The 20,786-nt window shown below is 64.7% G+C and carries 21 protein-coding genes and 1 pseudogene; 13 read left to right on the top strand and 9 right to left on the bottom strand.

Annotation, left to right across the window (positions count from 1 at the left end):
- Positions 1-7 precede the first annotated feature (7 nt).
- Positions 8-781 carry a thioesterase family protein gene (locus XH98_RS04435; protein WP_271617901.1) on the top strand — a complete coding sequence of 258 codons (774 nt, stop codon included), beginning with the start codon at positions 8-10 and terminating at the stop codon, positions 779-781.
- Positions 782-1,348: 567 nt separating this feature from the next.
- Here XH98_RS04435 and XH98_RS04430 read toward each other — a convergent pair.
- Positions 1,349-2,911: an AMP-binding protein gene (locus XH98_RS04430; RefSeq protein ID WP_271617900.1), complete on the bottom strand. Its 1,563-nt coding sequence runs from the start codon at positions 2,909-2,911 to the stop codon at positions 1,349-1,351.
- Between the two features lie 93 nt (positions 2,912-3,004).
- On the opposite strand from XH98_RS04430, the gene XH98_RS04425 reads away from it, so the two are divergent.
- From XH98_RS04425 to XH98_RS04410, 4 genes are all read left to right on the top strand, one after another.
- Positions 3,005-3,970: an NAD(P)H-dependent flavin oxidoreductase gene (locus tag XH98_RS04425; protein WP_271617899.1), complete on the top strand. Its 966-nt coding sequence runs from the start codon at positions 3,005-3,007 to the stop codon at positions 3,968-3,970.
- A 123-nt stretch (positions 3,971-4,093) separates the two neighbouring features.
- Complete coding sequence (locus XH98_RS04420) at positions 4,094-4,342, top strand: hypothetical protein (protein WP_057759616.1); 249 nt, start codon at positions 4,094-4,096, stop codon at positions 4,340-4,342.
- 133 nt (positions 4,343-4,475) lie between these two features.
- Positions 4,476-5,246: a hypothetical protein gene (locus XH98_RS04415; RefSeq protein WP_271617898.1), complete on the top strand. Its 771-nt coding sequence runs from the start codon at positions 4,476-4,478 to the stop codon at positions 5,244-5,246.
- Between the two features lie 84 nt (positions 5,247-5,330).
- Complete coding sequence (locus tag XH98_RS04410) at positions 5,331-6,011, top strand: hypothetical protein (RefSeq protein ID WP_271617897.1); 681 nt, start codon at positions 5,331-5,333, stop codon at positions 6,009-6,011.
- 87 nt (positions 6,012-6,098) lie between these two features.
- On the opposite strand, the gene XH98_RS04405 is transcribed toward XH98_RS04410, so the two are convergent.
- Positions 6,099-6,323: a hypothetical protein gene (locus XH98_RS04405; protein ID WP_271617896.1), complete on the bottom strand. Its 225-nt coding sequence runs from the start codon at positions 6,321-6,323 to the stop codon at positions 6,099-6,101.
- Positions 6,324-6,558: 235 nt separating this feature from the next.
- Between XH98_RS04405 and XH98_RS04400 the strand changes: the two genes are divergently transcribed.
- Entirely contained in the window at positions 6,559-6,849 is a 291-nt protein-coding gene (locus XH98_RS04400; protein WP_271617895.1) for a hypothetical protein, read from the top strand.
- A gap of 125 nt (positions 6,850-6,974) precedes the next feature.
- Here the strand turns inward: XH98_RS04400 and XH98_RS04395 are convergent, their stop codons facing one another.
- The 4 genes from XH98_RS04395 to XH98_RS04380 all read right to left on the bottom strand — a co-directional run bounded on the left by XH98_RS04395 (position 6,975) and on the right by XH98_RS04380 (position 12,913).
- Positions 6,975-8,894, bottom strand: a complete 1,920-nt coding sequence (locus XH98_RS04395; RefSeq protein WP_271617894.1) for a sensor histidine kinase — start codon at positions 8,892-8,894, stop codon at positions 6,975-6,977.
- Positions 8,891-9,562, bottom strand: a complete 672-nt coding sequence (locus tag XH98_RS04390; RefSeq protein WP_271617893.1) for a response regulator transcription factor — start codon at positions 9,560-9,562, stop codon at positions 8,891-8,893. The genes XH98_RS04395 and XH98_RS04390 overlap by 4 nt, the downstream gene beginning before the upstream one ends.
- Before the next feature lie 139 nt (positions 9,563-9,701).
- Entirely contained in the window at positions 9,702-12,413 is a 2,712-nt protein-coding gene (locus tag XH98_RS04385) for a DUF2235 domain-containing protein (RefSeq protein ID WP_271617892.1), read from the bottom strand.
- Positions 12,414-12,679: 266 nt separating this feature from the next.
- Positions 12,680-12,913, bottom strand: coding sequence for a hypothetical protein (locus XH98_RS04380; RefSeq protein WP_271603703.1), 234 nt, complete (start codon positions 12,911-12,913; stop codon positions 12,680-12,682).
- Between the two features lie 106 nt (positions 12,914-13,019).
- Here XH98_RS04380 and XH98_RS04375 point away from each other — a divergent pair, with 106 nt between their 5' ends.
- The 6 genes from XH98_RS04375 to XH98_RS04350 all read left to right on the top strand — a co-directional run bounded on the left by XH98_RS04375 (position 13,020) and on the right by XH98_RS04350 (position 18,187).
- Positions 13,020-13,469 carry a DUF6314 family protein gene (locus XH98_RS04375; RefSeq protein WP_271617891.1) on the top strand — a complete coding sequence of 150 codons (450 nt, stop codon included), beginning with the start codon at positions 13,020-13,022 and terminating at the stop codon, positions 13,467-13,469.
- A gap of 187 nt (positions 13,470-13,656) precedes the next feature.
- On the top strand, positions 13,657-14,451 hold the full coding sequence (locus XH98_RS04370; RefSeq protein WP_271617890.1) for an SDR family NAD(P)-dependent oxidoreductase: 795 nt from the start codon (positions 13,657-13,659) through the stop codon (positions 14,449-14,451).
- Between the two features lie 28 nt (positions 14,452-14,479).
- Complete coding sequence (locus XH98_RS04365) at positions 14,480-14,920, top strand: DUF3237 family protein (RefSeq protein WP_271617889.1); 441 nt, start codon at positions 14,480-14,482, stop codon at positions 14,918-14,920.
- A 64-nt stretch (positions 14,921-14,984) separates the two neighbouring features.
- Positions 14,985-16,592, top strand: coding sequence for an RNA polymerase subunit sigma-70 (locus XH98_RS04360; RefSeq protein WP_271617888.1), 1,608 nt, complete (start codon positions 14,985-14,987; stop codon positions 16,590-16,592).
- A 92-nt stretch (positions 16,593-16,684) separates the two neighbouring features.
- The gene (locus XH98_RS04355) at positions 16,685-17,569 is read left to right on the top strand and encodes an alpha/beta fold hydrolase (RefSeq protein WP_271617887.1); all 885 of its coding nucleotides are present in this window, start codon (positions 16,685-16,687) and stop codon (positions 17,567-17,569) included.
- A gap of 138 nt (positions 17,570-17,707) precedes the next feature.
- Complete coding sequence (locus XH98_RS04350) at positions 17,708-18,187, top strand: MarR family winged helix-turn-helix transcriptional regulator (protein ID WP_271617886.1); 480 nt, start codon at positions 17,708-17,710, stop codon at positions 18,185-18,187.
- 57 nt (positions 18,188-18,244) lie between these two features.
- On the opposite strand, the pseudogene XH98_RS04345 reads toward XH98_RS04350, so the two are convergent.
- Both XH98_RS04345 and XH98_RS04340 read right to left on the bottom strand, forming a co-directional pair.
- Positions 18,245-18,406: pseudogene (locus XH98_RS04345) on the bottom strand ((2Fe-2S)-binding protein); the annotation flags it as partial.
- Positions 18,403-19,239, bottom strand: a complete 837-nt coding sequence (locus XH98_RS04340) for a xanthine dehydrogenase (RefSeq protein ID WP_271617885.1) — start codon at positions 19,237-19,239, stop codon at positions 18,403-18,405. The gene XH98_RS04340 and the pseudogene XH98_RS04345, both read right to left, overlap by 4 nt.
- Positions 19,240-19,556: 317 nt before the next feature.
- Between XH98_RS04340 and XH98_RS04335 the strand changes: the two genes are divergently transcribed.
- Positions 19,557-20,396, top strand: a complete 840-nt coding sequence (locus tag XH98_RS04335) for an SDR family NAD(P)-dependent oxidoreductase (RefSeq protein ID WP_271603706.1) — start codon at positions 19,557-19,559, stop codon at positions 20,394-20,396.
- A gap of 49 nt (positions 20,397-20,445) precedes the next feature.
- Here the strand turns inward: XH98_RS04335 and XH98_RS40845 are convergent, their stop codons facing one another.
- Positions 20,446-20,721 carry a hypothetical protein gene (locus tag XH98_RS40845; RefSeq protein WP_333931547.1) on the bottom strand — a complete coding sequence of 92 codons (276 nt, stop codon included), beginning with the start codon at positions 20,719-20,721 and terminating at the stop codon, positions 20,446-20,448.
- Positions 20,722-20,786: the final 65 nt, after the last annotated feature.

Raw genomic sequence — 20,786 nt, 5'->3', positions numbered from 1 at the left:
GCCCTCAATGAGTGCCATCTACCGCGTCGACGGCAACAGCGTCGTCACCAGCCCTGATGCCGCCGGCCCCTGGGACCGGCGCATGCAGCACGGCTCGGCGCCGTCGGCGCTGGCGACGTGGGCGGCGGAACGAATTCCGACGCTTGTGCCGATGAACATCGCGCGCGTTACCATCGATTTGATGCGGCCGGTGCCGGTTGCGCCGCTCACCATCGAGACCGAGGTGCTGCGCGAAGGTCGTAAGATCCAGCTTTGCGAGATCAAGCTCTTCGCCGACGATGTACAGGTCGTCGGCGCCACCGTTCTCAAGATCAGGCAGCAGTCACAGCCGTTGCCGGATGACGTCAGCGATCTGCCTGTTACCCTGCCGTCGCCCGAGGACTCGCTCGTCGAGGACGGCCACGGCGCGATCAGTCCGTTCGCGGGCATGGTCTCGATGCGGGCCGCGCGCGGCCGTTTCGGCCAGGCCGGCGCCGGCGCGATCTGGTTTCGTCTCGACCATCCGCTGGTCGAAGGCGAAGCGGTCTCGCAGGCGATGCGCGCCGTGGTCGCCGCCGATTTCTCCAACGGCACCGCCTCGACGCTCGACTTCCGCGCCTGGACCTACATCAATGCCGACCTCACGGTGAGCCTGGCGCGTCAGCCGGTGGGCGACTGGATCTTGCTCGATGGCGATTCCTGGATCGGCCCCGATGGTGCCGGCCTTGCGATGTCGCGTTTGGCTGATCGGCGGGGCTATTTCGGTCGCGCGGTGCAGAGCCTGGTGATCGAGAAGCGGTGAGGGCGCTTTGTTCTCTGTCATGCCCCGCGAAGGCGCATCCAGTACGCCGCGGCCCATCGATTCCATCCCAACCGTCTCGGAGTACTGGGCGGATTCAACCGGTCAAGCCGGGCGATGACACCTGTTGCGTGGTAAAGTCCGGTGATCGAGAAGCGGTGAGCGTCACGGCAAGCACTGCCGTTGCTGCTGGGCCGATTGAACGGCAGGCTTCCGCCGCCGCGGAAGGGATGCTTGGTCATTTTCGACGTGGCATCCTGCCGGTTCACAATCCGTAGAAGATCTTGATCTCCCACAGCACCACGATGATAGCCGTGATCAACGTGACCGCGGCGACTGCACTTTCCAGGGAAGCGACTCTCATGTCCCACTCCGCTTCCCAGCCCCATCAGCGGTCTAGTTGATTCCCCGATTCGCGGGCAATCGCGCAGGCCGCGCGGACACGCATTCGGCCGCGCATTGTGGTGTCGAGGCCACAACAGCACCGTATAATCCCGGGTGAAAGGGCTCAAGACTCCCGGGATTTCGCGCAATGCGTGTCATCCGAACCGGTCGCTGCAATCAGGGAGATCACCCCACCATCCGGTCCCGCCCGCTCCAGAAGCCGGCGCGCAGCACCTTCTTGTCGACCTTGCCGACGCCGGTCATCGGCAGTTGCTTGACGAACTGGATCTGCTTCGGCGCGTGGGCCGAGCCCTTTCGCGTCCGCACCATGTTGATCAGCTCGTCCGGATCGGGCTTCGTACCCTCGCGCGGCACGACGATGGCGGTGACGGCCTCGCCCCATTTTTCGTCGGGCACGCCGACGACCGCGACCATCGCGACATCGGCATGTTGCGACAGCACGTCCTCCACCTCGCGCGGAAAGATGTTGAAGCCGCCGGTGACGATCATGTCCTTCTTGCGATCGAGGATGAACAGGTAGCCGCGCTCGTCCTGACGCGCGATGTCGCCGGTATGAACCCAGCCGTTCTTCAAGGTCTCGGCGGTGATGTCAGGCCGCTTCCAGTACTCCGCCATCACGTGCGGCGCACGCACGCAGATCTCGCCGGCTTCGCCAATCTTCACCTCCTGGTCGTTGTCGTCGAGGATTTTGACCTCGCAGGCCGCGATCGGGAAGCCGCAGGACAGGAACAGCTCCGGCGTCCTGGGATCGTGATCCTTCTTGCGCAGCACCGAGACCGGATAGCATTCCGTTTGGCCGTAGAGCTGCGAGAACACCGGGCCGATGCGCTCGATGCCTTCGACGAGCCGGCTCGGCGACATCGCCGAGGCGCCGTAGAGCACGAGCTCGAGCGAGGACAGATCGGTCTTATTAAGCGCGGGATGATCGAGCAGCACATAGATCATGGTCGGCACGAACAGCGTGAAATTGATGCGCTCGCGCGCGATCGTCGCCAGCACGGCCTCGGGGTCGAAACCTTTCAGCATGTGCACGGTGCCGCCGCGCATCAGCGTCGGCAGCACCTTGGTGCCGGCGACATGGCTGATCGGCGCCACCGTGAGGTAGCGCGCGGCGTCGGGGATCTCGAAATCGGCGAGGATCGCGCCGGCGGCGCCGGCGTTCTCGCGGTGATAGCGCAGCGCGCCCTTGGACTTGCCTGTGGTGCCGCCGGTGTAGTTCAGCGTGGAGAGATCGTCGAGAGTTGCGAGGCACCGCGCGCTGGCGTGTCCAGCGCTCTCGATCGCCGCCAGCAGATCGACGCCGTACTCGGCCGGTCCCATCGTGAAGACAGCCTTCAGCAGGTTTGCCTTCGCGGCAAGCTCGCCGCCGCGATCGCGGAAGGCAGCCACATCGACCACCAGGACCTCGGCTTCGGAATCCTCGAGCTGAAGCAACTGGTCCGTCTCAGAACCGAGCGGATGCAGCCAGGTGATGCAGCATCGCGACAATTGCGCGGCAACGCCGGCGCACCAGGTGTCGGCACGGTTGGCGGTGAGGAACGCGACGCGCGCACCCGGCTGCAAACCAAGCCGCATGAACACGCCCTGGATGCGTCCGATCAGATCGAGCGTGCCCTGATAACTCAGCGATCCCCCGGGCCATGCGAAAGCGGTGCGGCCGGGATAGCGCGCCAGCGCCCGTAGCGTCTGCGCACAAGTCGGGGACGATGCGTGGAGCGGATCGGACATATGTTTCCTCGTTGCTTTGTCATCGGCTTCTCGCGTGCCAATGTTGCCGGCGACGCTAGCACAGAGCATGCGGAATGGAACGAGGAGGCGGGAGTGACGTCCGATCGACTGCAAATTTTTCGCGATCGTCTCAGCCTTCCGCTGATCGCGGCGCCGATGTTCCTGGTGTCGGGCGTCGAGTTGATGGTCGCGGCTTGCCGGAGCGGCGTCATCGGCAGCTTCCCCACCGTGAATTGCCGCAGCACGGAACAGCTCGATCAATGGCTCACCGAGATCGCAACGCGGTTGCGGCACCACGAAGATCAGACCGGCCGAAAGGCTGCGCCGCTCTGTCCGAACCTGATCGTGCATCGCTCCAACGCGCGGCTCGAGCAGGATCTCGCCGTGCTGCTCAAGCACAAGCCTGGGATCGTCATCACCTCGGTCGGCTCGCCCGCACCCGTGTTGAAGCCGCTGCATGACGCAGGCAGCCTGGTGCTGGCCGACGTTGCTTCGATCCGCCACGCCGAGCGCGCAGCGGCCGCAGGCGCCGATGGGTTGGTGCTGCTGACGGCGGGCGCCGGCGGACAAACCGGCTGGCTTAATCCGTTCGCCTTCGTCCGCGCGGTGCGCGCGTTCTACGACGGCATTGTCGTGCTCGCCGGCGGCATCAGCGATGGCCGCGCGCTGCATGCGGCCGAAGTGCTCGGCTGCGATCTCGGCTACATGGGCACGAAATTCATCGCGACGCGCGAGAGCATGGCGGACGACCGCTACAAGCAGATGCTGGTCGAGAGCAGCGCCGACGACATCCTGCTCACCACCGCGTTCACTGGCTTGCAGACCAGCATGCTGAAGCCGTCGATCATCGCGGCCGGGCTCGATCCCAATGACCTGCCGGCGCGTGGCGCCATCGACATCGGCAAGGACATCGACGTCGGCGCGCGCGAGATCAGGCCGAAGCGCTGGCGCGATATCTGGAGCGGCGGTCACTCGACGTCTGGAGTCACTGACGTGATGGCGGTCGATGACCTCGTTGCGCGAACGGTCGCGGAGTACCGGGCCGCAAGGGAGCGCTAACGTCCCGCGCCGCCCAGCACGGTTAATCCCGCATGGCTCCGCAGGTCCGCATTTAACGGCAGATTAACCATCGCCCGCCAAGAATCCCCTCACGGCCGCCAATCAGGACGAGAGGGACAGGCGATGGATTTCGATATTCTCAACAGCAAGACATCAGCCACGCTGGACGAGATCCGCGTCCGCGTCGCCCGTGCGCTGGCCCGTCACCCGCTCTGCCGCAATGTCCGCTTCGACATCGTCCGCGTCCCCCGCACCCGCCGGGGCGGCAATTGGACGGTGACGCTGCAATCGGTCGAGCCGCGCGCAGTGTGGGAGGCCTCCGAGATCGTCGCCGACATTCAGGATGCCTACGATCTGGCCATAGCGGCCTGATTTCGTGAAGCTTTTTGGCTTTGTCGCCTGAGGCGAGCCGATTGTCGCCGCAAAGGCACACTCAAGCCTTAATTCGTGCCTTTTTGCCGGGCATCTCTAACAACATCGTGAAGCGGTCCTTCCGGAGAGACGTTTGTCCAGAGCCATCACCATCACCGTGCTGACCTGCATCCTTGTCCTTGGTGCCGCCACCACTGCCATCCTCGGCCGCGATAGCGTGCCCAGTGTCAGTGCCGAAATGATCACCCAGGCTCCGTCGAAGTCGCTTGCTACCAACCGTGCTGCCAAGGCGGACCGGCTGGTTCCAACCCTGGCGCTGGCCTCGGCCGCCATCGACCCGGTCCAGGTTCCTGCCGACAAGCTGTCGCAGGCGCCGGTACTGACCGAGCCGCTGCGTCAGGCCTTTGCCGCAGCCGCGCCGTCCGATTTCCCGATGCCGAAAGCCGTTGAGACCAAGGCTGTTGAAACCAAGGCCCTTGAGACCAAGTCCGGCGAGACGAGGGTTGCGTCCCTGGAGGCGCCGGCTCCCGCAGAAGCCACCGCCGCGCTCGAAGCACCGGCAAAGCCGAAGCCGATCGCGAAGCCGCAGCTGCAAAAGACCTACTCCCTGCTCTCCGACGTGCAGATCGCCGGCATCCGGGATCGCCTGAAACTGTCCTCGTCGCAGGAATATTACTGGCCCTCGGTCGAGACCGCGTTGCGCAACGTCGTCAAGAAGATCTCGGCGAACAAGCTCTCCAATCCCAACGGGCCCAACGTGCAGATCGATCCGAATTGCGATGAGGTCCAGCAGCTGAAGTCTGCCGCGATGCCGCTGCTGTTCCAGCTGCGTGATGATCAGAAGGAAGAAGTGCGCAAGCTCGCCCGCATCATCGGGCTGGAGAAGGTCGCGCAGCAGATCTAACCTCGTTCCCTCCCAGGGAACTGCGTCTGTCAGGAACATCCGGCAATCCCAACGCGTTGCTCGCTCCAAACAGGGAGTGGGCCAATGCGCGCCTCGACAGCTTATTTCGTCGGTGCCGGATCGATCGTTGCTGCCATTGCTATTGGCCTCGGCGGCGGCATCGTTGCCGGCAACATCATGAATCCAATCGCGCCCAAGCACGGGCCCGACACCAGCAAGGTGGCACAGCGCACTGAGGCCAACGCGCCGGCCACGACGAACGCGCCCTCGGAGCGCGTGCAATACCTCACGGGTTCGCAGGTATTCGGTACGATGGTCGCCCCACCGGCGCAGGCCGAAGCCAAGCCGGACGCGAAGCCCGAAGCGCCGGCCAACGAGGCCAAAGCCGAACCGCCGGTGCCGCCGCGTGCGCAGACCGCAGCAGCCGAGCCGCCCAAGCCCGCGCCTTCACCGTCTCCGCAAGCCACAAAGCCCGCCGAGCAGCAGGCCTCGACGGAGCCGGCATCCTCGCCGGAGAATGCCTATGCCAAGGCCAGGGATTCCGACGTCAGGCGCGCCGCATCCGAGCGTCGCCGGGCGGAACGGCGCGAGCGCTGGGCCGAGCGTCGTCGCTATGAACAACGCGATGCGCGTGGCATGCGCGACCAGACCAATTGGGATGATGTCGCGCGCAGCGTCCGCGAGGATTCCGAGGCGCGTGATTTTGCCGGTCGGCCGCGCAGCGGCTTCCCGCAGATCCGGCTGTTCGGGGACGATGACGACTAGGGTGTGATGCCGCGCACGGGAGCGGCATGCGATGCTTCCCCTCAGCATTGAGACGGCGGCTGTAAGCCGCCGCCTGCGCAACATATGTCAGCCGCCGTGCGACTCCACCACCTTGCGGCAGCCGTCTGAAAGCTTTGTCTTGTTCTCGCGCAGGCAGGCATTCATCTCCGGGGGCTTGCCAATGTGCTCGGCGCAGAACTTGCTGGCATCGCCGTGGCAGGCCATCTGCTCCTGCGGCGTGGGGCTGGATTGCGCTGCGGCTGGCAGGACAGCGGCGGCGAGCAGCAGCGCGGCAAGAATTGAAGTCTTCATAAAGCACCTCTTTGCAATTGCGGTGGTCCCGCTGGGGATCGAGCGGGGCGGACCATCTCGCGGAGATCCATGGCCGGTCCATGCCATGTTCATGGCATCGGCTCGCAGGCTTGCCTGCCGCACCCCCATCTTCATGGCATGTCTTGGTGATCAGTCTTTTGCCATTGAGGCTGCACGTCGGCCGCAAGATCAGGTGATTGCACCAGGGCGCCGAACGGGAAGCAGGAGAGCAACAATGTCGAAAAGAGTGGGAGCGCTGAGCGCCGGGTTGACGGTGATGATGCTGGCGGGTGCGGCGACGGTTTCGCTGGGCACGAGCCCGGCGCAGGCGGTGGTCTATTGCAAGACGGTCGGCGTGCCCAAGGGCTGCGTGGTGCGACCGGATGCGGCGGTGGTGGTTGCACCGGGAGCGCCGATCGCGGCTGCAGCCGTGGTGACGCCCGGCGTGGGCGCGCCGGGTGTCGGTGTTCGCGCCGGCACGCCGATGAATCGTGGCGGCCCGGTCAATCGCGTCGGCGTGCGGTGATGACTTCGTTGGATTGAGTTGATTGCTTTCGGGCCAAGGGCTGCGAGCGAACCCCGTCCTTCGCAATCCTACATCCCGGCCCGGTCCCTCTCCCCGCACGTCCCCTGCGCCCGGGGAGGGGCTTTTCAGCCGCCGGCCGCATCATTGTCGGGAAAAATCTGCGGCAATTGCAGCCGTACACGTGTGCCCGATCCATCCGAGCTCAGCTCGAGCACCGCGCCGCAACGTCTCGCGCGGCTTCTCATGTTGTGCACGCCACGCGCGGTCTGGCCCGCACCCGCAGCTTGGCCGTCGTCGCCAAGCATAAAGCCGCGGCCATCGTCCGCGACGCTGATGACGCCATATGGTCCCTGGCCGTCGTTGCGCATCTCCACCGTCACGGTGATGTGGCGCGCAGCCGCGTGCTTGACCGCGTTTGTCACGGCCTCGTCCAGGATGCGCACGACCTGGATGACGTGCCAGGGCCGCAGCTCGGGGTGCAGCGGCAGGCCCTGCGGCGTTGCCACGCGCCAATGAAGCGCGATCTCATGCGGCCGCAGCTGCATGACCGCGCGCTCGCGCCAGGAACCGAGCGCGAGCATGAGGTCCCCGCCGATGTCGTCCACGGAATCGATGACCAGGCGCAGATCCCTCAGCGCGGCGCGCGCAGCGTCCGTGATGGTCGCCCCGTCTTGCCCGCGCTCGGAGAGCGCGACGATGCTGATGAGCTGTCCGCCGAGGCCGTCATGCAAGTCGCGCATCAGCCGGGTGCGCTCGTTGGCCAGCGCGGCGGCCCGGGCGCGCGCCTCCTCGCGGGCAAAGCTCGCTTTCAGCCGTTCCTCGGCCTCGCGCACGCGTGCGACGAGCTGGCCGGCAAAGCTGTCGACCTGGTTCAGCGCCCGGGCGAAGCGCCAGGTCAGGCCGGCGCCGATGGCAATCAGCAGCGCCGAATAGGACAGTCGCGAGACGAAGGTGCGTTCGTTGGGCAAGATCTCGAACACCGACAGCATGTCGTGGGCCCAGCAGGTCAGCACGATGGTCGCCGCGCAGCCAAGCGCGAAGCTGACGACGTCCTGTCGTCGCAGCACGGCGTAGGCCGCGATGCCGGCCATCAGGACCAGACACAATCCAACCGTGGGGATACCCAGAAGCATGAAGAGAATGCGCGGCAGTGGCGGACCAGCGATGAGGCCGCCCGCGATCACGATGAGCCCGGGCACGAACAGCAGCACGCCATGACGCGGCCAGTGCCAGCCGAGGAACAGCACGGCTGACGCCACGATCAGTGCGCTCTCGATCGGCGCGGAGGAGAGCAGCACTGCGACAAGTCTGGACGAGGCGGCTGGTGGCACCGCCGGCGTGATGAAGGCTTGCACGACGCCGAGCACCATTGCCGCCGCGAGCACGCCATAGACAGGCTCGTGACGCCGCATCAGCCACATGATGGCGAGGATGACGGCGAGGATCGATTGCCAGGCGGAGAATACCACGGGCAGCGTGACGAACAGCAGCGTGCGGGTCTCGTAGGCCGGCCGCAAGGCGGCGTCCGGGCCGACATAGACCGTGTCGAGGAAGCCGCGCAGCGGTCCCCACACGAACAGCCGCACGGTGATCTCATTGCTGCCTTCGTGCAGCAGCGAAGCCGGGATCACCGCGATCTCCGGCGTATTGCGGTCGGGCCGGTTGGCCGTGGGATCGCGCCGGGAGTCCAGGATCGCGACGCCGTTGATCGCGACCTCCACGCCGTTGCTGAAGCGTGGCAGGAAGACCGACCAGGTCGTGTCAGTGCCATCGGCCTTGAACACGAAGCTGCCCGAATAAAGCGGCGGCTCGGCGAGCGAATAGCGCGACGCGGTGAATTCAGGCAGCGTCACGGGCCGTGTCGTGCCAGCCTCGCGCAGTGAGAATTCGCTCACGGCAAAAGCATCGGGGTCGCGCGGCTGCAGCAGCCGCAGCCCGAGGAGGGTGGCGATCACGATCAGTATCTGGAGCAGCAGATAGGGCACAATGCGCGCGGGCCGCAGCCCGTGCCTGATGATCACCGCCTTCGCAGCGACCTCGCTCACAGCTTGATCAGGCCCTGCTGCACGGCCTCGAACACCGCTTCGCTGCGCGTGTGCACCTCGAGCTTGCGATAGATGCTCTTGATGTGGCCGGGGACGGTCTGCCTGGACAGACCGAGGTGGCTTGCGATTTCGGCGTAGCTGAATCCCTTGGCGATGCCCCAGAGGATGTCGATCTCGCGCGGCGTCAGCTTTGTGGTGTTGAGCACCGGCCCCGGCGCCGGCTCGGCCGAATTCTGCGTTCGTCGCACGATGAAGCGCGCGATCGAGGCCGAGATCGGCGAATGTCCGGCGACCAGGTCGCGCACGGTTGTCGCGATGTCGGTCGGGAAGGCGTCCTTGAGCAGATAGCCGGTGGCGCCGACGGTGATGGCGGAGATCACGCTTTCCTCGTCGCCCAGCGCCGAGATCACCATGATCTCGGTGTTGGGAAAGCGCTGCCTGGTCTCGCGGATCAGCTCGACGCCATGGCCGTCGGGCAGCCGCAGATCGGTCAGCAGCACGCGGGGCGCGCCGGCGGCAAGCGCGCTGCGAGCTTCGCCGAGCGTGCCGGCGGTGCGCACCTCGTAGCCAGCCTTGGTCAGGGCGTCCTGAAGGCGCCAGCAGGTCGGTGCGTCGTCTTCGACGAGGAGGATGGTGATGGCCTCACCGGTCTCGTCCTGGTCCGTCATGATCAAGGTCCCGGCCGCGTGTCCCCCGCGGCGTGTGCGGCCAGTCTAGCGGCGGCAGGATGGGCGCGACACCCATAATCATGGGGACGGAGCAATGCGTCGAGAGCCCAACGGCTTCGTTTGCCCAACTCGCCCGCCGCTACTTGCTCGCCAGCGGCGAGGTGGTCTTCGCAGCGGGCAGCGCAGGGGCGGGCAGACGCTGCACGGAGATTTTCGCCGTGCCGGTGTTGTTGCGATAAAACAGGTCCGGTGGGCCCTGGATCGCCATGAGCCACGGCGGCACCATCGATGCCGGCAGGAGCTGCGGAAAGACCTGCACCGCATCGTTGACATAGAAGAACAGCTCGCCGGAGTCGGGGGCGATGAACTCGGCGACGATGCGGTCGGTCAGCCCTTCGTTCCGCCAGACCTGCCCTGCATCCGCGAGCATGTCCTGCGGGATCGGCTCGAAATTGCCGAGCGTTTTCAGCTCGTCCTTGAACCGGTCGATATCGTCGAGGCTGACAGGATATTGATCCCGTCCTTCAACATCGTCTTCCGCAGGAAGCGTCGGCTTGGTCCGCCGCGGCAATGCGTCGGCCGGGATCACGTTGATTGCCTGCAAGGGAAGCTCAATCACTCCTTTCGTCCCGATGCGAACCACAGGCTGGAACCAGTTTGCCGCATACAGACGCAGCTCGGGCAAAGCGATGGTATGACGCAGCCCATGCGTCCGGAAGCCATTCGCTCCGCTCAAGGTGGTGCGGTCGAACCAGGGCTCCTTGACATCGATGAAGACGCGATATTTGCGGCCTTTCTCGACCGCGAGCCCGCTCCACCAGCAGAACGTCCTGGTATCGAACAGCGCGATCGCATCGGTCGGGTCGTCACGCACCGGCGTGCCGATCTGAGGCGATCCGGCAGCATCCTGGCTTGCGGTGCAGACCTTTCCGAGCGCGACGCGGCCGGTAAACAGGCTGTTCGACAGGATCAGAGCCGTCGAGCCGAAAATCGTGAGCAGGAAGATGGCCGGCACGAGGCCCTTGGTGATGACGAGGCCTGCCGGTCCGGCATTGGTCCGCATCCAATGGCCGAACCTCAACAGCGGGCCCGGCTTATCGATATGGCTCAGGCTCGCCTTGCGGCGGGGCGTATTCCAGGCGAGGCGCGCGCGTTCCTGGATGGTGTCACGCAGCTCCGAATTCTTGTTCCAGATCCACCAGGCCAGAGCGCCCACGATCGACGTCATGAACGGATAATAGATCGCAATGTCGAGCCAGGGTGCCGCATAGGACGGCATCACGGCCCTGACGAGATTGGCGAACGGAGCCACCACGGCTCCCAGCACCCAGTCGATGTTCGCGATGAGGGAGATCCCCTCATGGCCCACCGGTTGTTTGGACCATTGCACCAGCGGATAAGAGATCCACGGCCAGGCGGCGATCACGCCGACCATGAACAGCAGGGCGAAATAGGCGACGCGCCGCCACCATACGGTGTCGCGCGTGAGCGAGGCCATTTCGGCGTCGGGCATGCTCATCGCGGTGAACGCCTCGGCTTCCTTCTGCCGTCGCGATCCCCTGGCCTTCGCCAGATAGGCGCCTTTCATCGCCTCGCGCGTCCCCTCGTCGGTGAGGTCGAGCTTGGTGCCATCGGGCATCAGCACCCTCGCGTCGGCGGGAAGCATGATCGGCGCATAGTCGTCGCAGCCGTGCAGCATGCGCTCGACCACGGCGAAATGCACCACAGGCGTGCCGCCGTTGGCCTTGCCCGCCAGGACCGGACGCGGGCCATAGCGGTACAGCACCGCCGCGCCGCTGCGGGAATCATGCATTGGCCCGATCGCCGATTGATAGTCCCTGAAATGCTCGACGGTGCCCTTCTGGAAGCGAAGCTGGTTGCCGAGTTGGTCGACCATCCAGACCAGCGGAACGAAGGACAATGTGCAGTCCGGATAGCCGCCGCCGATGTCGGAATGGACGCCGGCGAACCATACCTCCTTGACCGTCTGATCGGCCGCGAGATGAGACTGGTCGATCCGCAGCGGATGGAAGGTGGTGCGCTCGTCGTCGAGCGCAAGGGCGTGACAGATGTGCTTTGCCTTGTGTGAAGGCCGGTGGTTACGGAACGAGATCGGCCAGATCGCCCAGTCGATCGCAACGCGCAGCTCCTCGATCGGGACGCCGAAGGCCTCGACCGTGTCGAACAGTCCAAGGAAGTCGATATTGACGTCCTTGCGGCCGTTCATCGCCGCGCGGACTTTGGTGTAGGAGCGGTGTCCGCAGATCAAATGATAGACGTACAGGACGATGTCCCGGATCAGGCGCGCGATCCACATCGTCGGCAGGCTTTGCTTCCAGGGCACCGTCTCGCGGCGGTATTCGCGCCATGCGGACATGGCGTTACGCTCCATCTCGGCATGCGAGACGGGCTCGTCGCCGATCACCGCCGGCACCAGACCCTGGCTTGCGATCATGGCCGCCAGCGTGCGCGCGGTGAAGGCGCCGCGGCTGAAGCCGAAGATGTAGATCTCGTCGCCCGGCCGCCAGTTCCAGCACAGGAAGCGATAGAGCTTGCGAACATTGGCCGGAACGCCGATGCCGGTGGCGCCATCGAGCGCGGCGAGAGGTGCCCAGCCGGCGGTGCCGACACCCTTGATGTAATAGGCGATCTGGTCGGGCTGGGTGTGGTCGAGCGCTTCATAAAGCCGCCAGACGCTGGACTCCTGGGTCGTGAAGGCGTTGCCGGTGCCATCGGCGAAAAGCACCAGCTTGCGCGGCGCCCGCGCGCCGGGTGCAGTCGTACTCCGATCAGCCTGCGGATGGTCCGGTGCCGCAGGACTGCCGTGCGGCATTCCATCATGGTGGGTCATGGGCCGCTCCGAAATTCCGTTCGGGGATGCTTCAAGCCCTGACAGGGTGGCATCCTCTGAATTCAATCGATAGACGCACTATCAAATACTGGATGTAATTTGCCTGTTAACGCGCTGAGGTAGCAATAAGGATGGCGCTGTTTCGCTCGGGCCGTCTATGAACCAGGCCACAGTCGGCGAAAGAAATGCCCGGGCAAGCTCCTGGATCTCGTCGGGTCAGTGGGCGGCTGAGAAAGCGATGCCGGCGTGCATTTCGGCGAACGCCTCTACAACGTCTCTACCTTCGGCGGCGGATAGCGCCGTGCCAGCATCGACAGCGGCAGGCGCCGCTCGTCCATCGGCAGCTCCAGCCAGGCCAGCACTTGCTCCCGCTTCCAGTCACCCACGCCAAAATCCATGGCCACCCATTTCTGCGGCTCCGGCCCTTCGAGCCCGCGCACCCAGACGAAATAGCGGGGCAGGTCGTCGGCATCCGCTTCGGTCGGGGCTCTCCTGGCCATCCCTTGCTCGCTGCATCGACACGCGTTTGCCTTAAGATATAGGTACTGGCCGGGAGAGTCGAACGCGTCGCCGGTAGGCTAGGGTCCGAGGGATAGGAACGGAACTGTGACCGACGGTTGGGGTGATGCCTCCGAGGTGATGAAGCGGCTGATCGGCGCCTGGTCGTTCACCAGGCTCATCGCGGGGCAGGGGAGCATGCAGGGTCTTGCGACCTTCACGCCATTGGACCCGGACGGTCTCGCCTATCGCGAACAGGGACGGTTGAAGCTCCTGACCGGCACAGAACTCGAGGCCGAGCGCGAATACGTCTTCCGCGAGCACGGCCGCGGATTCGACGTCTTCTTCAAGGAGACCCCATCACGGCTCTTCCATGCGATCGAACTCGCTGGGTCGGATGACGGCGTATGGACCGGAAGCGCCGACCATCTGTGTCATTTCGATCGTTATCAGTCGACCTACACCTTTCGCCCCGAAGGCAGCTTCGCCATTCGCCACGTCGTGTCGGGTCCGCGCAAGGACTACATGATCATCACGACCTATACGCGAGCGGCGTGAGGCCCGCTGTCGCTTCGCGACATTGTTGCGCAAGCGAATGCCGGCGCGACGACCATCGCGCGAACACCGCAGGCCCGAACATTTTTCGCTGACCCCGATGAGTCCTGGGGGTGCCGAGGGTCTCTACGAGCGATGACGGTGGCCGAACCGGCCCGCCGCACCGAACTCGAGATGGAAAGGACTCCTCATGCTTCTCGAAAACAAGACAGCGGTCATCTACGGCGCCGGCGGGGCCATCGGGGGCGCCGTGGCGCGGACCTTTGCCCGCGAAGGGGCCAGGGTCTTCCTCTCCGGCCGCACGCTCGGCAAGGTCGAGCAGGTGGCGGGGGAGATCGTCGCCGCAGGCGGAACAGCAACGGCCTTTCGGGTTGACGCTCTGGACGAAGAGGCCGTGGAAAGCCACGTGGCCGCAGTCCTTAAGGCCACCGGGCGGCTAGATGTGTCTTTCAACGCCATCACGCCGATTCCGCAGCCGGGAACGCAGGGGATCCCGATTGCCCGGCTGTCGGTCGACAGCTTCACCGCGCCGATCACCGCCTACATGCGATCGCACTTCCTGACGGCGCGGGCGGCGGCACGGCGGATGGCCGAGCAAGGCTCCGGTGTGCTGCTGATGCACACCCCTGAACCGGCGAAGCTCGGCGCGGCGCTGGTCGGAGGAATGGGTCCTGCCTGGGCCGCGATGGAAGCCTTTAACCGCAACCTGTCCGCCGAGTTCGGCGCGAGAGGTATCCGCGCGATATGCCTGCGCTCGACCGGCATGCCGGAGACGGAGACGATTGGCGTCGTGTTCGGGCTGCATGCCAACGCGATGGGCATCCCCCGCGAGCAGTTCCTGGGCTTCATCGAAAGCCTCACGCATCGCAAGCGCTCGAGCAAGGTTTCCGAGGTGGCAGAAATGGCGGCCTTCCTGGCCTCCGACCGCGGCAGCGGCATGACCGGAACAGTCGCAAACCTGACCGGCGGGTTGATCGTCGACTGAAGGGCGAACCCGAAGAAAGAGAAAAGCCATGAGCTCCGAAAAGATCTTCGAATACGACCTCGACATCATGAGTGTGATTGAATACGGCGCGAACATGCAGGCCGTGTTAGCCGGACAAGAGAGTGTGCCGCTGCACGGCGCTCAATTCGACGTCACGCTCACAGGATTGATCAAAGGTCGCGTGACGGGCACGATCCGCGGCATCGACTATCTACGTGTCCGTGCGGACGGCCGCAGGGAGCTCGATCTCCGCGCGACGATCGAGACCGAGGATGGCAGCCGCATTGCGTTTTCCGCCGATGGCGTCGGAACGCCGCGCGAGCGTGAGCCGATCGTCGACCTGGCTGTGAAGATCGATCTCACCACGGCCGCCCCCGCCTATGCCTGGGTCAACGCACGACCGGCCTGGGGCGCAGGCTACGCGAACCTGGCCACCGGCAAGATCCACATCGACGCCTATCTGCACTGAGGTTTGGCACGCTTGGGAGATTTCAGCCATGTCGTCGGAAAGCGGATTGTTGCAAGGCAAGCAGGTGGTCGTGCTCGGCGCCAGCCGCGGCGTTGGCCGCGAGATCGTGCGGCGGGCTGCGGGCGAAGGTGCGCAGGTCCTGGCGGTCGCGAGGCAAGCGCGCGGTCTGTGCGAGCTCGCAAGGGAAACGCCCGGGGTCGACATGCTGGCGCTGGACGCTGCTTCGGACGCCGCGCCGCAGCAGGTCTTCGCCAAGACGGTGCCCGATCTGCTGGTGATCTGCGGCGGGGCCATCCCGCCGGTCCGCCCGATACACGAACTCAGCTGGGCCGAATTCGGCGTGAATTGGGACGTCGACACCAAGATGGCCTTCCTGTTCTGCCGTGAGGCACTCACGTCGCCGCTTGCGCCCGGCGCGGTCGTGGTGATCATCTCCAGCGGGGCCGGCCTCGGCGGATCGCCGATCTCGGGTGGCTACGCCGGCGCCAAGCGCATGCAGATGTTCATTGCCAAATATTGCCAGGCCGAATCCGATCGCCGCGAGCTCGGCATCCGTTTCGTCGCACTCGCCCCCTCCCGTGTCATGCCGGAGACGGAGCTCGGGCAAGCCGCCCTGAACGGCTACGCCCGCTACCAATTCAATGGTATCGTCATGAGAGACAACACGCCGGTCAATTCTCCAAACGCTGCGCCGCCGAGCCGAGCGGACCTCGCCCGCGTGGCCGAAGCGCATCGCCGCGCGCTCAAGCTGCATTGCTATCGCATGCTGGGATCCCTTCATGAGGCCGAGGACGCGGTCCAGGAGACCATGCTGCGGGCCTGGCGGGGCTTCGACGATTTCGAGGCGCGCGCTTCGATCAAGAACTGGCTCTACCGGATCGCGACGAACGTGGCTCTCAACATGGCGAGCCGTTCGAAGCGTGGCCGGACGATGCCCGACCAACTGGATGGTCCGTCGACCCGGAGGCCGCAGGGACGGCCTGATGCCGAGACGCTGTGGATCGAGCCCTATCCCGACGCCGAGCTGGAGAGCCTGCCGGACCCCGCCGCGGGGCCCGATGTCCGCTACGAACTGCGCGCGTCGGTCAGGCTCGCTTTCATCACAGCGATCCAGCAATTGCCGCCGCGCCAGCGCGCTGCACTTCTGCTGGCCGACGTCCTGGGCTGGTCGGCAATCGAGGCCGCCGCGGTGCTCGACGCCTCGGTGGCCTCGGTGAACAGCGCCCTGCAGCGGGCGCGGGCCAAGCTGGCCACGCTCGACCGGGAGGCCCGACGGACGCCGATCGCCGATGAACAACAGCGGAGCCTGCTCGAGCGCTACGTGCGGGCTTGGGAAAGCGCCGATTTGGAGCGGTTCGTTTCGCTCCTGAGGGAAGACGCCGTCTATTCGATGCCTCCCTGGCGGGAGTGGTATCGGGGCCGCGGCTCGATCGCGGATTTTTTCGGAGCCGTCTGGCCCGCCTATCGCGGCTTCAGGCTCGTGCCGGTCGGCGCAAATCTGCAGCCGGCGTTCGCCCTCTATTCGCTCGGCGCTGAAGGGCGCTGGAACGCCCACTCCATCCAGCTCCTAGCGCTGGACAAGAGCGGGATCGTGGCGATGACGATGTTCATGCAGCCGCTCGCCCAGAAGCTCTTCACCGCGTTCCGACTGCCGGTGGTGCTGGAGGCCTGACCCCGGTTCATTGAACCACCGCGCCCGGCCGCTTGACATCAAGATCGAAGAGTTTAACTGTATATACAGGTAATATGAAAAAGGGAGTCGTGATGGGCGCATCGTCGATTCTGGGAATGGAATACACCGAGCGCCGCGTCTCGCGCAGCGGGCACGAGCTGTACGTCCGCGACCATGCCGGCGAGTCGCCTGCGTTTGTGCTCATGCACGGTTTCCCTGACAATTCGCAGATCTATGATGAGGTGGCTCCCAAACTTGCGGCAGCCGGCCGCCGCGTGGTCACATTCGATTTCTTAGGCTATGGCAAATCCGACAAGCCGAGTGAGTACCTGCATTCGGCCTACAGCATGGTGGGTGATCTGGATGCCGTCGTCGAAGGTCTAGGTCTGTCCAAGGTGGTGCTCGTCGCCCACGATGCGTCCGGCCCCACAGCGATCAACTGGGCTCTCGATAACCGGGAGAAGGTTGCCGGTATCGCCTTGATGAATGTCTACTATGACTCCGCGCCGACGCTGCGCTTTCCTGAGATGATCCGGCTGTTCGCTGATCCGGAGCATCGAGAAATAGGTCGGGCGCTCATCGATGAGCCGGCGCAGCTGCTGTGGCTTGCTGGATTCCAGGGCAGGCAATTCACGCGCGATGCGCCGGAAGAATTGCGCGGGCTTGCAGGTCCAAAGCTGCTGTCGATCATGCGCGAACAGTTTGCGGCGACGCCCGGAGCGGGGCCCGCCTTCCTTGCGCTGACTGGTGATCTCCGTCGCTCGGTCGCGGAAAATGAACGACGCAAGGGCGAGTTGGCGGGTGTTGAGTTTCCTGTCCGGCTAATTTGGGGCGCCGGAGATCGGTATCTTAACATAGGCGTCGCGCAACACTTGAAGGGGCTTTTCTCGAATGCGGAGATTGCTCCATTGATGGCGGGACACTGGCCGCAAATCGACAAACCGGCCGAGGTCGCCAACTCACTGCTCCATCTCTAAGCTGCGATGACGGTCCGGGTGGTTTTCGCTGCGTGATCTCAGAGGCGCGACGAGCTCGCGTCCTTGATCCGTTTACATTGTATGTATATACAGTGATAGAAGTGGCCGCCGGCCGAACCTTGCCAGAGCAGGAGCAGAATGGACGCTCTGAAGGACCTGCGCGAAGTCATGGCTTGTCCTTGCCTTCGGATCAGGCGCGCGTCCCGCCACATCACGCAACTCTATGATCATGTCCTGGCCGAGGCTGGCCTGACGGCAAATCAATTTGGATTGCTCGCCTATCTTTTTGGAGCCGCGGCCTCGGATCGTGGCGGCTTGTCGATCGGCAGTCTCGCGGAGCAAGCAGGCGTTGATCCGACGACGCTCAATCGAAATCTAAAGCCGCTCAAAGGGGAAGGATTGGTTGCGGACGCACCTGATGCAGCGGACAGCCGGGTCCGCGTCGTGAGCATCACAAAGAAGGGACAGGCGGTCCTGCAAAAGGCTTTTCCTCTTTGGCGTAAGGCGCGCAAAGACGTCGAAAGGGCACTCGGAGCGCCCGAATTGTCCAAATTGAACGAACTGCTCGACCTGGCAGCAAGCGAAGTTCGTCGGTTAGGTGAAGATCGCGCCGGGTGAGGACGACGCCGGTAGAGAGTTCGGGTGTTTCGTGCATCGCATGTCGCGAGGCGGCAACTCATCGATGATACGTCTTACCGATTGCGAGCATCGTCCGCACCTGACGGTGCATCCCAGGCAGTCGTAGACCTGAGCGGGCGAAAACAGTGCGTCGTCCGTCGCGACGACCGCGTCCCTGATGTCGTGATCGCTGATGATGTTGCAGGAACAGACGATCATGCCGGATTCCGCTGCGTGACGCGTCGTGTGGCGTGGAGCCTGACGGCGGCGATGGTGGCGTTGGCGATGGCGCGTCCGCGGTCGTCCGTTCCGGTCCACTGGGCATCGCGGCCGCGCGGATCGATCTCGAGCAACTTGACGCCGGCCGGCACATCGCTGCCGTCGCGGGCGATGCCGCGCAAGATACCGTCGCGCGGCGCGAGCAGCGGAGCACCGGAGAGATGGCCGAGCACGAGACCGCGGTAGACGCGGGTGCCGATCTCGATCGGCGTGTGCCAGCGTCCCGCGAATTGCGAATAGACGAAGCGTTCCGCGCCGACGTCGCCCAGCGAACTTGCTACGCCATCGGCCGCATCGGTCCAGCGCGTGTCGGTCACGAGCCCGATCTTGCCGGGCCTCGTCTCCACCGCGACGTCGCAATTGAAGTTGGTCGAGAAGCCGGGGCCGAGCCCGATCGTCAGGCGGGCGAGCCGCCTGAGGTCGGGCGTGATCCGGCGCTTCTGCAGGCGCGCGTCGATCAGCAGGTCGATGTGACGAACCGGCAGCAGATCGAGCAGCCCGAGCCAGGTGACCATGACCTGCGCCGGCCGGCGTAGCGCCTGATAGACCTGTACGCCGCCGTCGACGCGCTCGGCGACGACGTCCTCGACCTGCATGGTATCGATGAAGAGGGCATCATGAAACGCCATCTTGCGTCGGATCACCGGCGGGTCGGGATCGTGGGACAGCACAACGCAATATCCGGCGCGCACGAGTCGGATGGCGACTGCAGATGCGATCTCGTTGGTGCCGAGGATAACGGCGAAGAGCTGGTAGTCATTCGGCTGGAGCATCTGAAACCGCGTTTGCAGGGAAGGTGCAGCGAGGCACATCGAGCTTGCAACGGAAGGAGCAAGAGCCGGGCCATTTAGAACGCTTGAAAACCGCCCCTCAACTGCCGGCCAACATTGACAAAGGAGAAGAACGCAGCGACCGCGCCGCTTGGTCCGAAAGCGCACGCGCGCATGTTGCAAATCCTGCAGCGTGTCGCGAAGCCGACACAAATCAGCGAAAACCTCAGCGATTGGGTGGCCGCCGGTGGCCCAATTCCTGCAAACTTCCCCGCGTCGTTATTGTACTTGCGTCCCGTCGGGCGCTGTGAGGAGCTTCCGTGACGCTTGATCTGCTGGATCGCAATGCTGCGCCGGCTGGCCCGCCGGCATCCGACGTCGCGCTGTGCCCGTTCCACGGTGACAAGTCGCGCGCGCAAGCTGGCGAGCGGAAGACGCTGGTGCTGACCGGTGCGTCCCGGGGCATCGGCCACGCGACGGGAAAGCTGTTCTCCGAGGCCGGCTGGCGGATCGTCACCTGTTCCCGCCAGCCCTTCGACGGTGCTCTGTGTCCATGGGATTCGGGGGCGGACAACCATGTGCAGGTCGAGTTGAGCGACCATCGCGCGCTGCCGCGCGCGGTGGCCGAGATCAAGGAGCGGCTCAACGGTGCCCCGTTACATGCATTGATCAACAATGCCGGCATCTCGCCCAAGGCCGCCGATGGTACGCGATTGAATTCGCTGACGACGCCGGTCGAAACCTGGATGAGCGTGTTCCACGTCAACCTGCTTGCGCCGGTGCTGTTCGCGCAGGGCCTGGTCGACGAGCTGAAGTGCGCCAGCGGCGCGATCGTCAACGTCACCTCGATCGTGGGCTCCCGGGTGCATCCGTTCGCCGGCACCGCCTATGCGACCTCGAAGGCAGCGCTCGCCTGCCTCACCCGCGAAATGGCGCACGACTATGCGCCGTTCGGTATTCGCGTCAACGCGATCGCCCCCGGAGAGATCAAGACGGACATCCTGTCGCCGGAGACCGAAGCCAGGCTGGCGCCAATCATACCGCTGCATCGTGTCGGTACGCCGGATGAGGTCGCGAAAGTGATCTTCTTCCTATGCTCGGATGCGGCGAGCTATGTCACAGGTGCGGAAGTACCGATCAACGGCGGGCAGCACGTGTGAGCGCCATTCGGATCGGTCGCAAAAAGAAGCTTGTTCGATTTGCGCTGGATCAAGGCGGAAATCTCGTTTTTGTGCCTGCCGCGCATTGCGATGGTAAAATCCGCGAAACGGCTGAGAAAGCGGGCAAGTGCGACGGAATCTTTTTGCAGCAATGCTGACAAGTTGAGCGCGACTCGTGTCCGGTCTTCTGCTTGAAGATGGCGGCGATCTCCTTCGCGGCATCGACAAAGTTGGCGGCCACGGCGACGTTGGTCTGTGCAGCCTGCGCCTCGGCGCATGCGAGTAGCAAGCCTGTGGCGACGGCGATCTTGCGAAACAGTCTCATGATGAACTCCAGCGGACGGTGGCCGCCCCCGCGCGAGCCCGATTGCCGCGAGGCGCCGGCCGTTA

Origin of the sequence: Bradyrhizobium sp. CCBAU 51745 (genome assembly GCF_028128715.1) — a bacterium.
Taxonomy (GTDB): Bacteria; Pseudomonadota; Alphaproteobacteria; order Rhizobiales; family Xanthobacteraceae; genus Bradyrhizobium; species Bradyrhizobium manausense.
This window is presented reverse-complemented; position numbering and strand designations above follow the sequence as displayed.

Bases quoted from the DNA above. Each gene is read 5' to 3' on its own strand.
- XH98_RS04400 (WP_271617895.1), top strand. From the start codon at position 6,559: ATGTCGAAAAGAGTGGGAGCGCTGAGCGCCGGGTTGACGGTGATGATG.
- XH98_RS04390 (WP_271617893.1), bottom strand. From the start codon at position 9,562: ATGACGGACCAGGACGAGACCGGTGAGGCCATCACCATCCTCCTCGTC.
- XH98_RS04355 (WP_271617887.1), top strand. From the start codon at position 16,685: ATGGGCGCATCGTCGATTCTGGGAATGGAATACACCGAGCGCCGCGTC.
- XH98_RS04365 (WP_271617889.1), top strand. From the start codon at position 14,480: ATGAGCTCCGAAAAGATCTTCGAATACGACCTCGACATCATGAGTGTG.
- XH98_RS04435 (WP_271617901.1), top strand. From the start codon at position 8: ATGAGTGCCATCTACCGCGTCGACGGCAACAGCGTCGTCACCAGCCCT.
- XH98_RS04410 (WP_271617897.1), top strand. From the start codon at position 5,331: ATGCGCGCCTCGACAGCTTATTTCGTCGGTGCCGGATCGATCGTTGCT.
- XH98_RS04380 (WP_271603703.1), bottom strand. From the start codon at position 12,913: ATGGCCAGGAGAGCCCCGACCGAAGCGGATGCCGACGACCTGCCCCGC.
- XH98_RS40845 (WP_333931547.1), bottom strand. From the start codon at position 20,721: ATGAGACTGTTTCGCAAGATCGCCGTCGCCACAGGCTTGCTACTCGCA.
- XH98_RS04430 (WP_271617900.1), bottom strand. From the start codon at position 2,911: ATGTCCGATCCGCTCCACGCATCGTCCCCGACTTGTGCGCAGACGCTA.
- XH98_RS04370 (WP_271617890.1), top strand. From the start codon at position 13,657: ATGCTTCTCGAAAACAAGACAGCGGTCATCTACGGCGCCGGCGGGGCC.
- XH98_RS04420 (WP_057759616.1), top strand. From the start codon at position 4,094: ATGGATTTCGATATTCTCAACAGCAAGACATCAGCCACGCTGGACGAG.
- XH98_RS04385 (WP_271617892.1), bottom strand. From the start codon at position 12,413: ATGACCCACCATGATGGAATGCCGCACGGCAGTCCTGCGGCACCGGAC.
- XH98_RS04405 (WP_271617896.1), bottom strand. From the start codon at position 6,323: ATGAAGACTTCAATTCTTGCCGCGCTGCTGCTCGCCGCCGCTGTCCTG.
- XH98_RS04340 (WP_271617885.1), bottom strand. From the start codon at position 19,239: ATGCTCCAGCCGAATGACTACCAGCTCTTCGCCGTTATCCTCGGCACC.
- XH98_RS04350 (WP_271617886.1), top strand. From the start codon at position 17,708: ATGGACGCTCTGAAGGACCTGCGCGAAGTCATGGCTTGTCCTTGCCTT.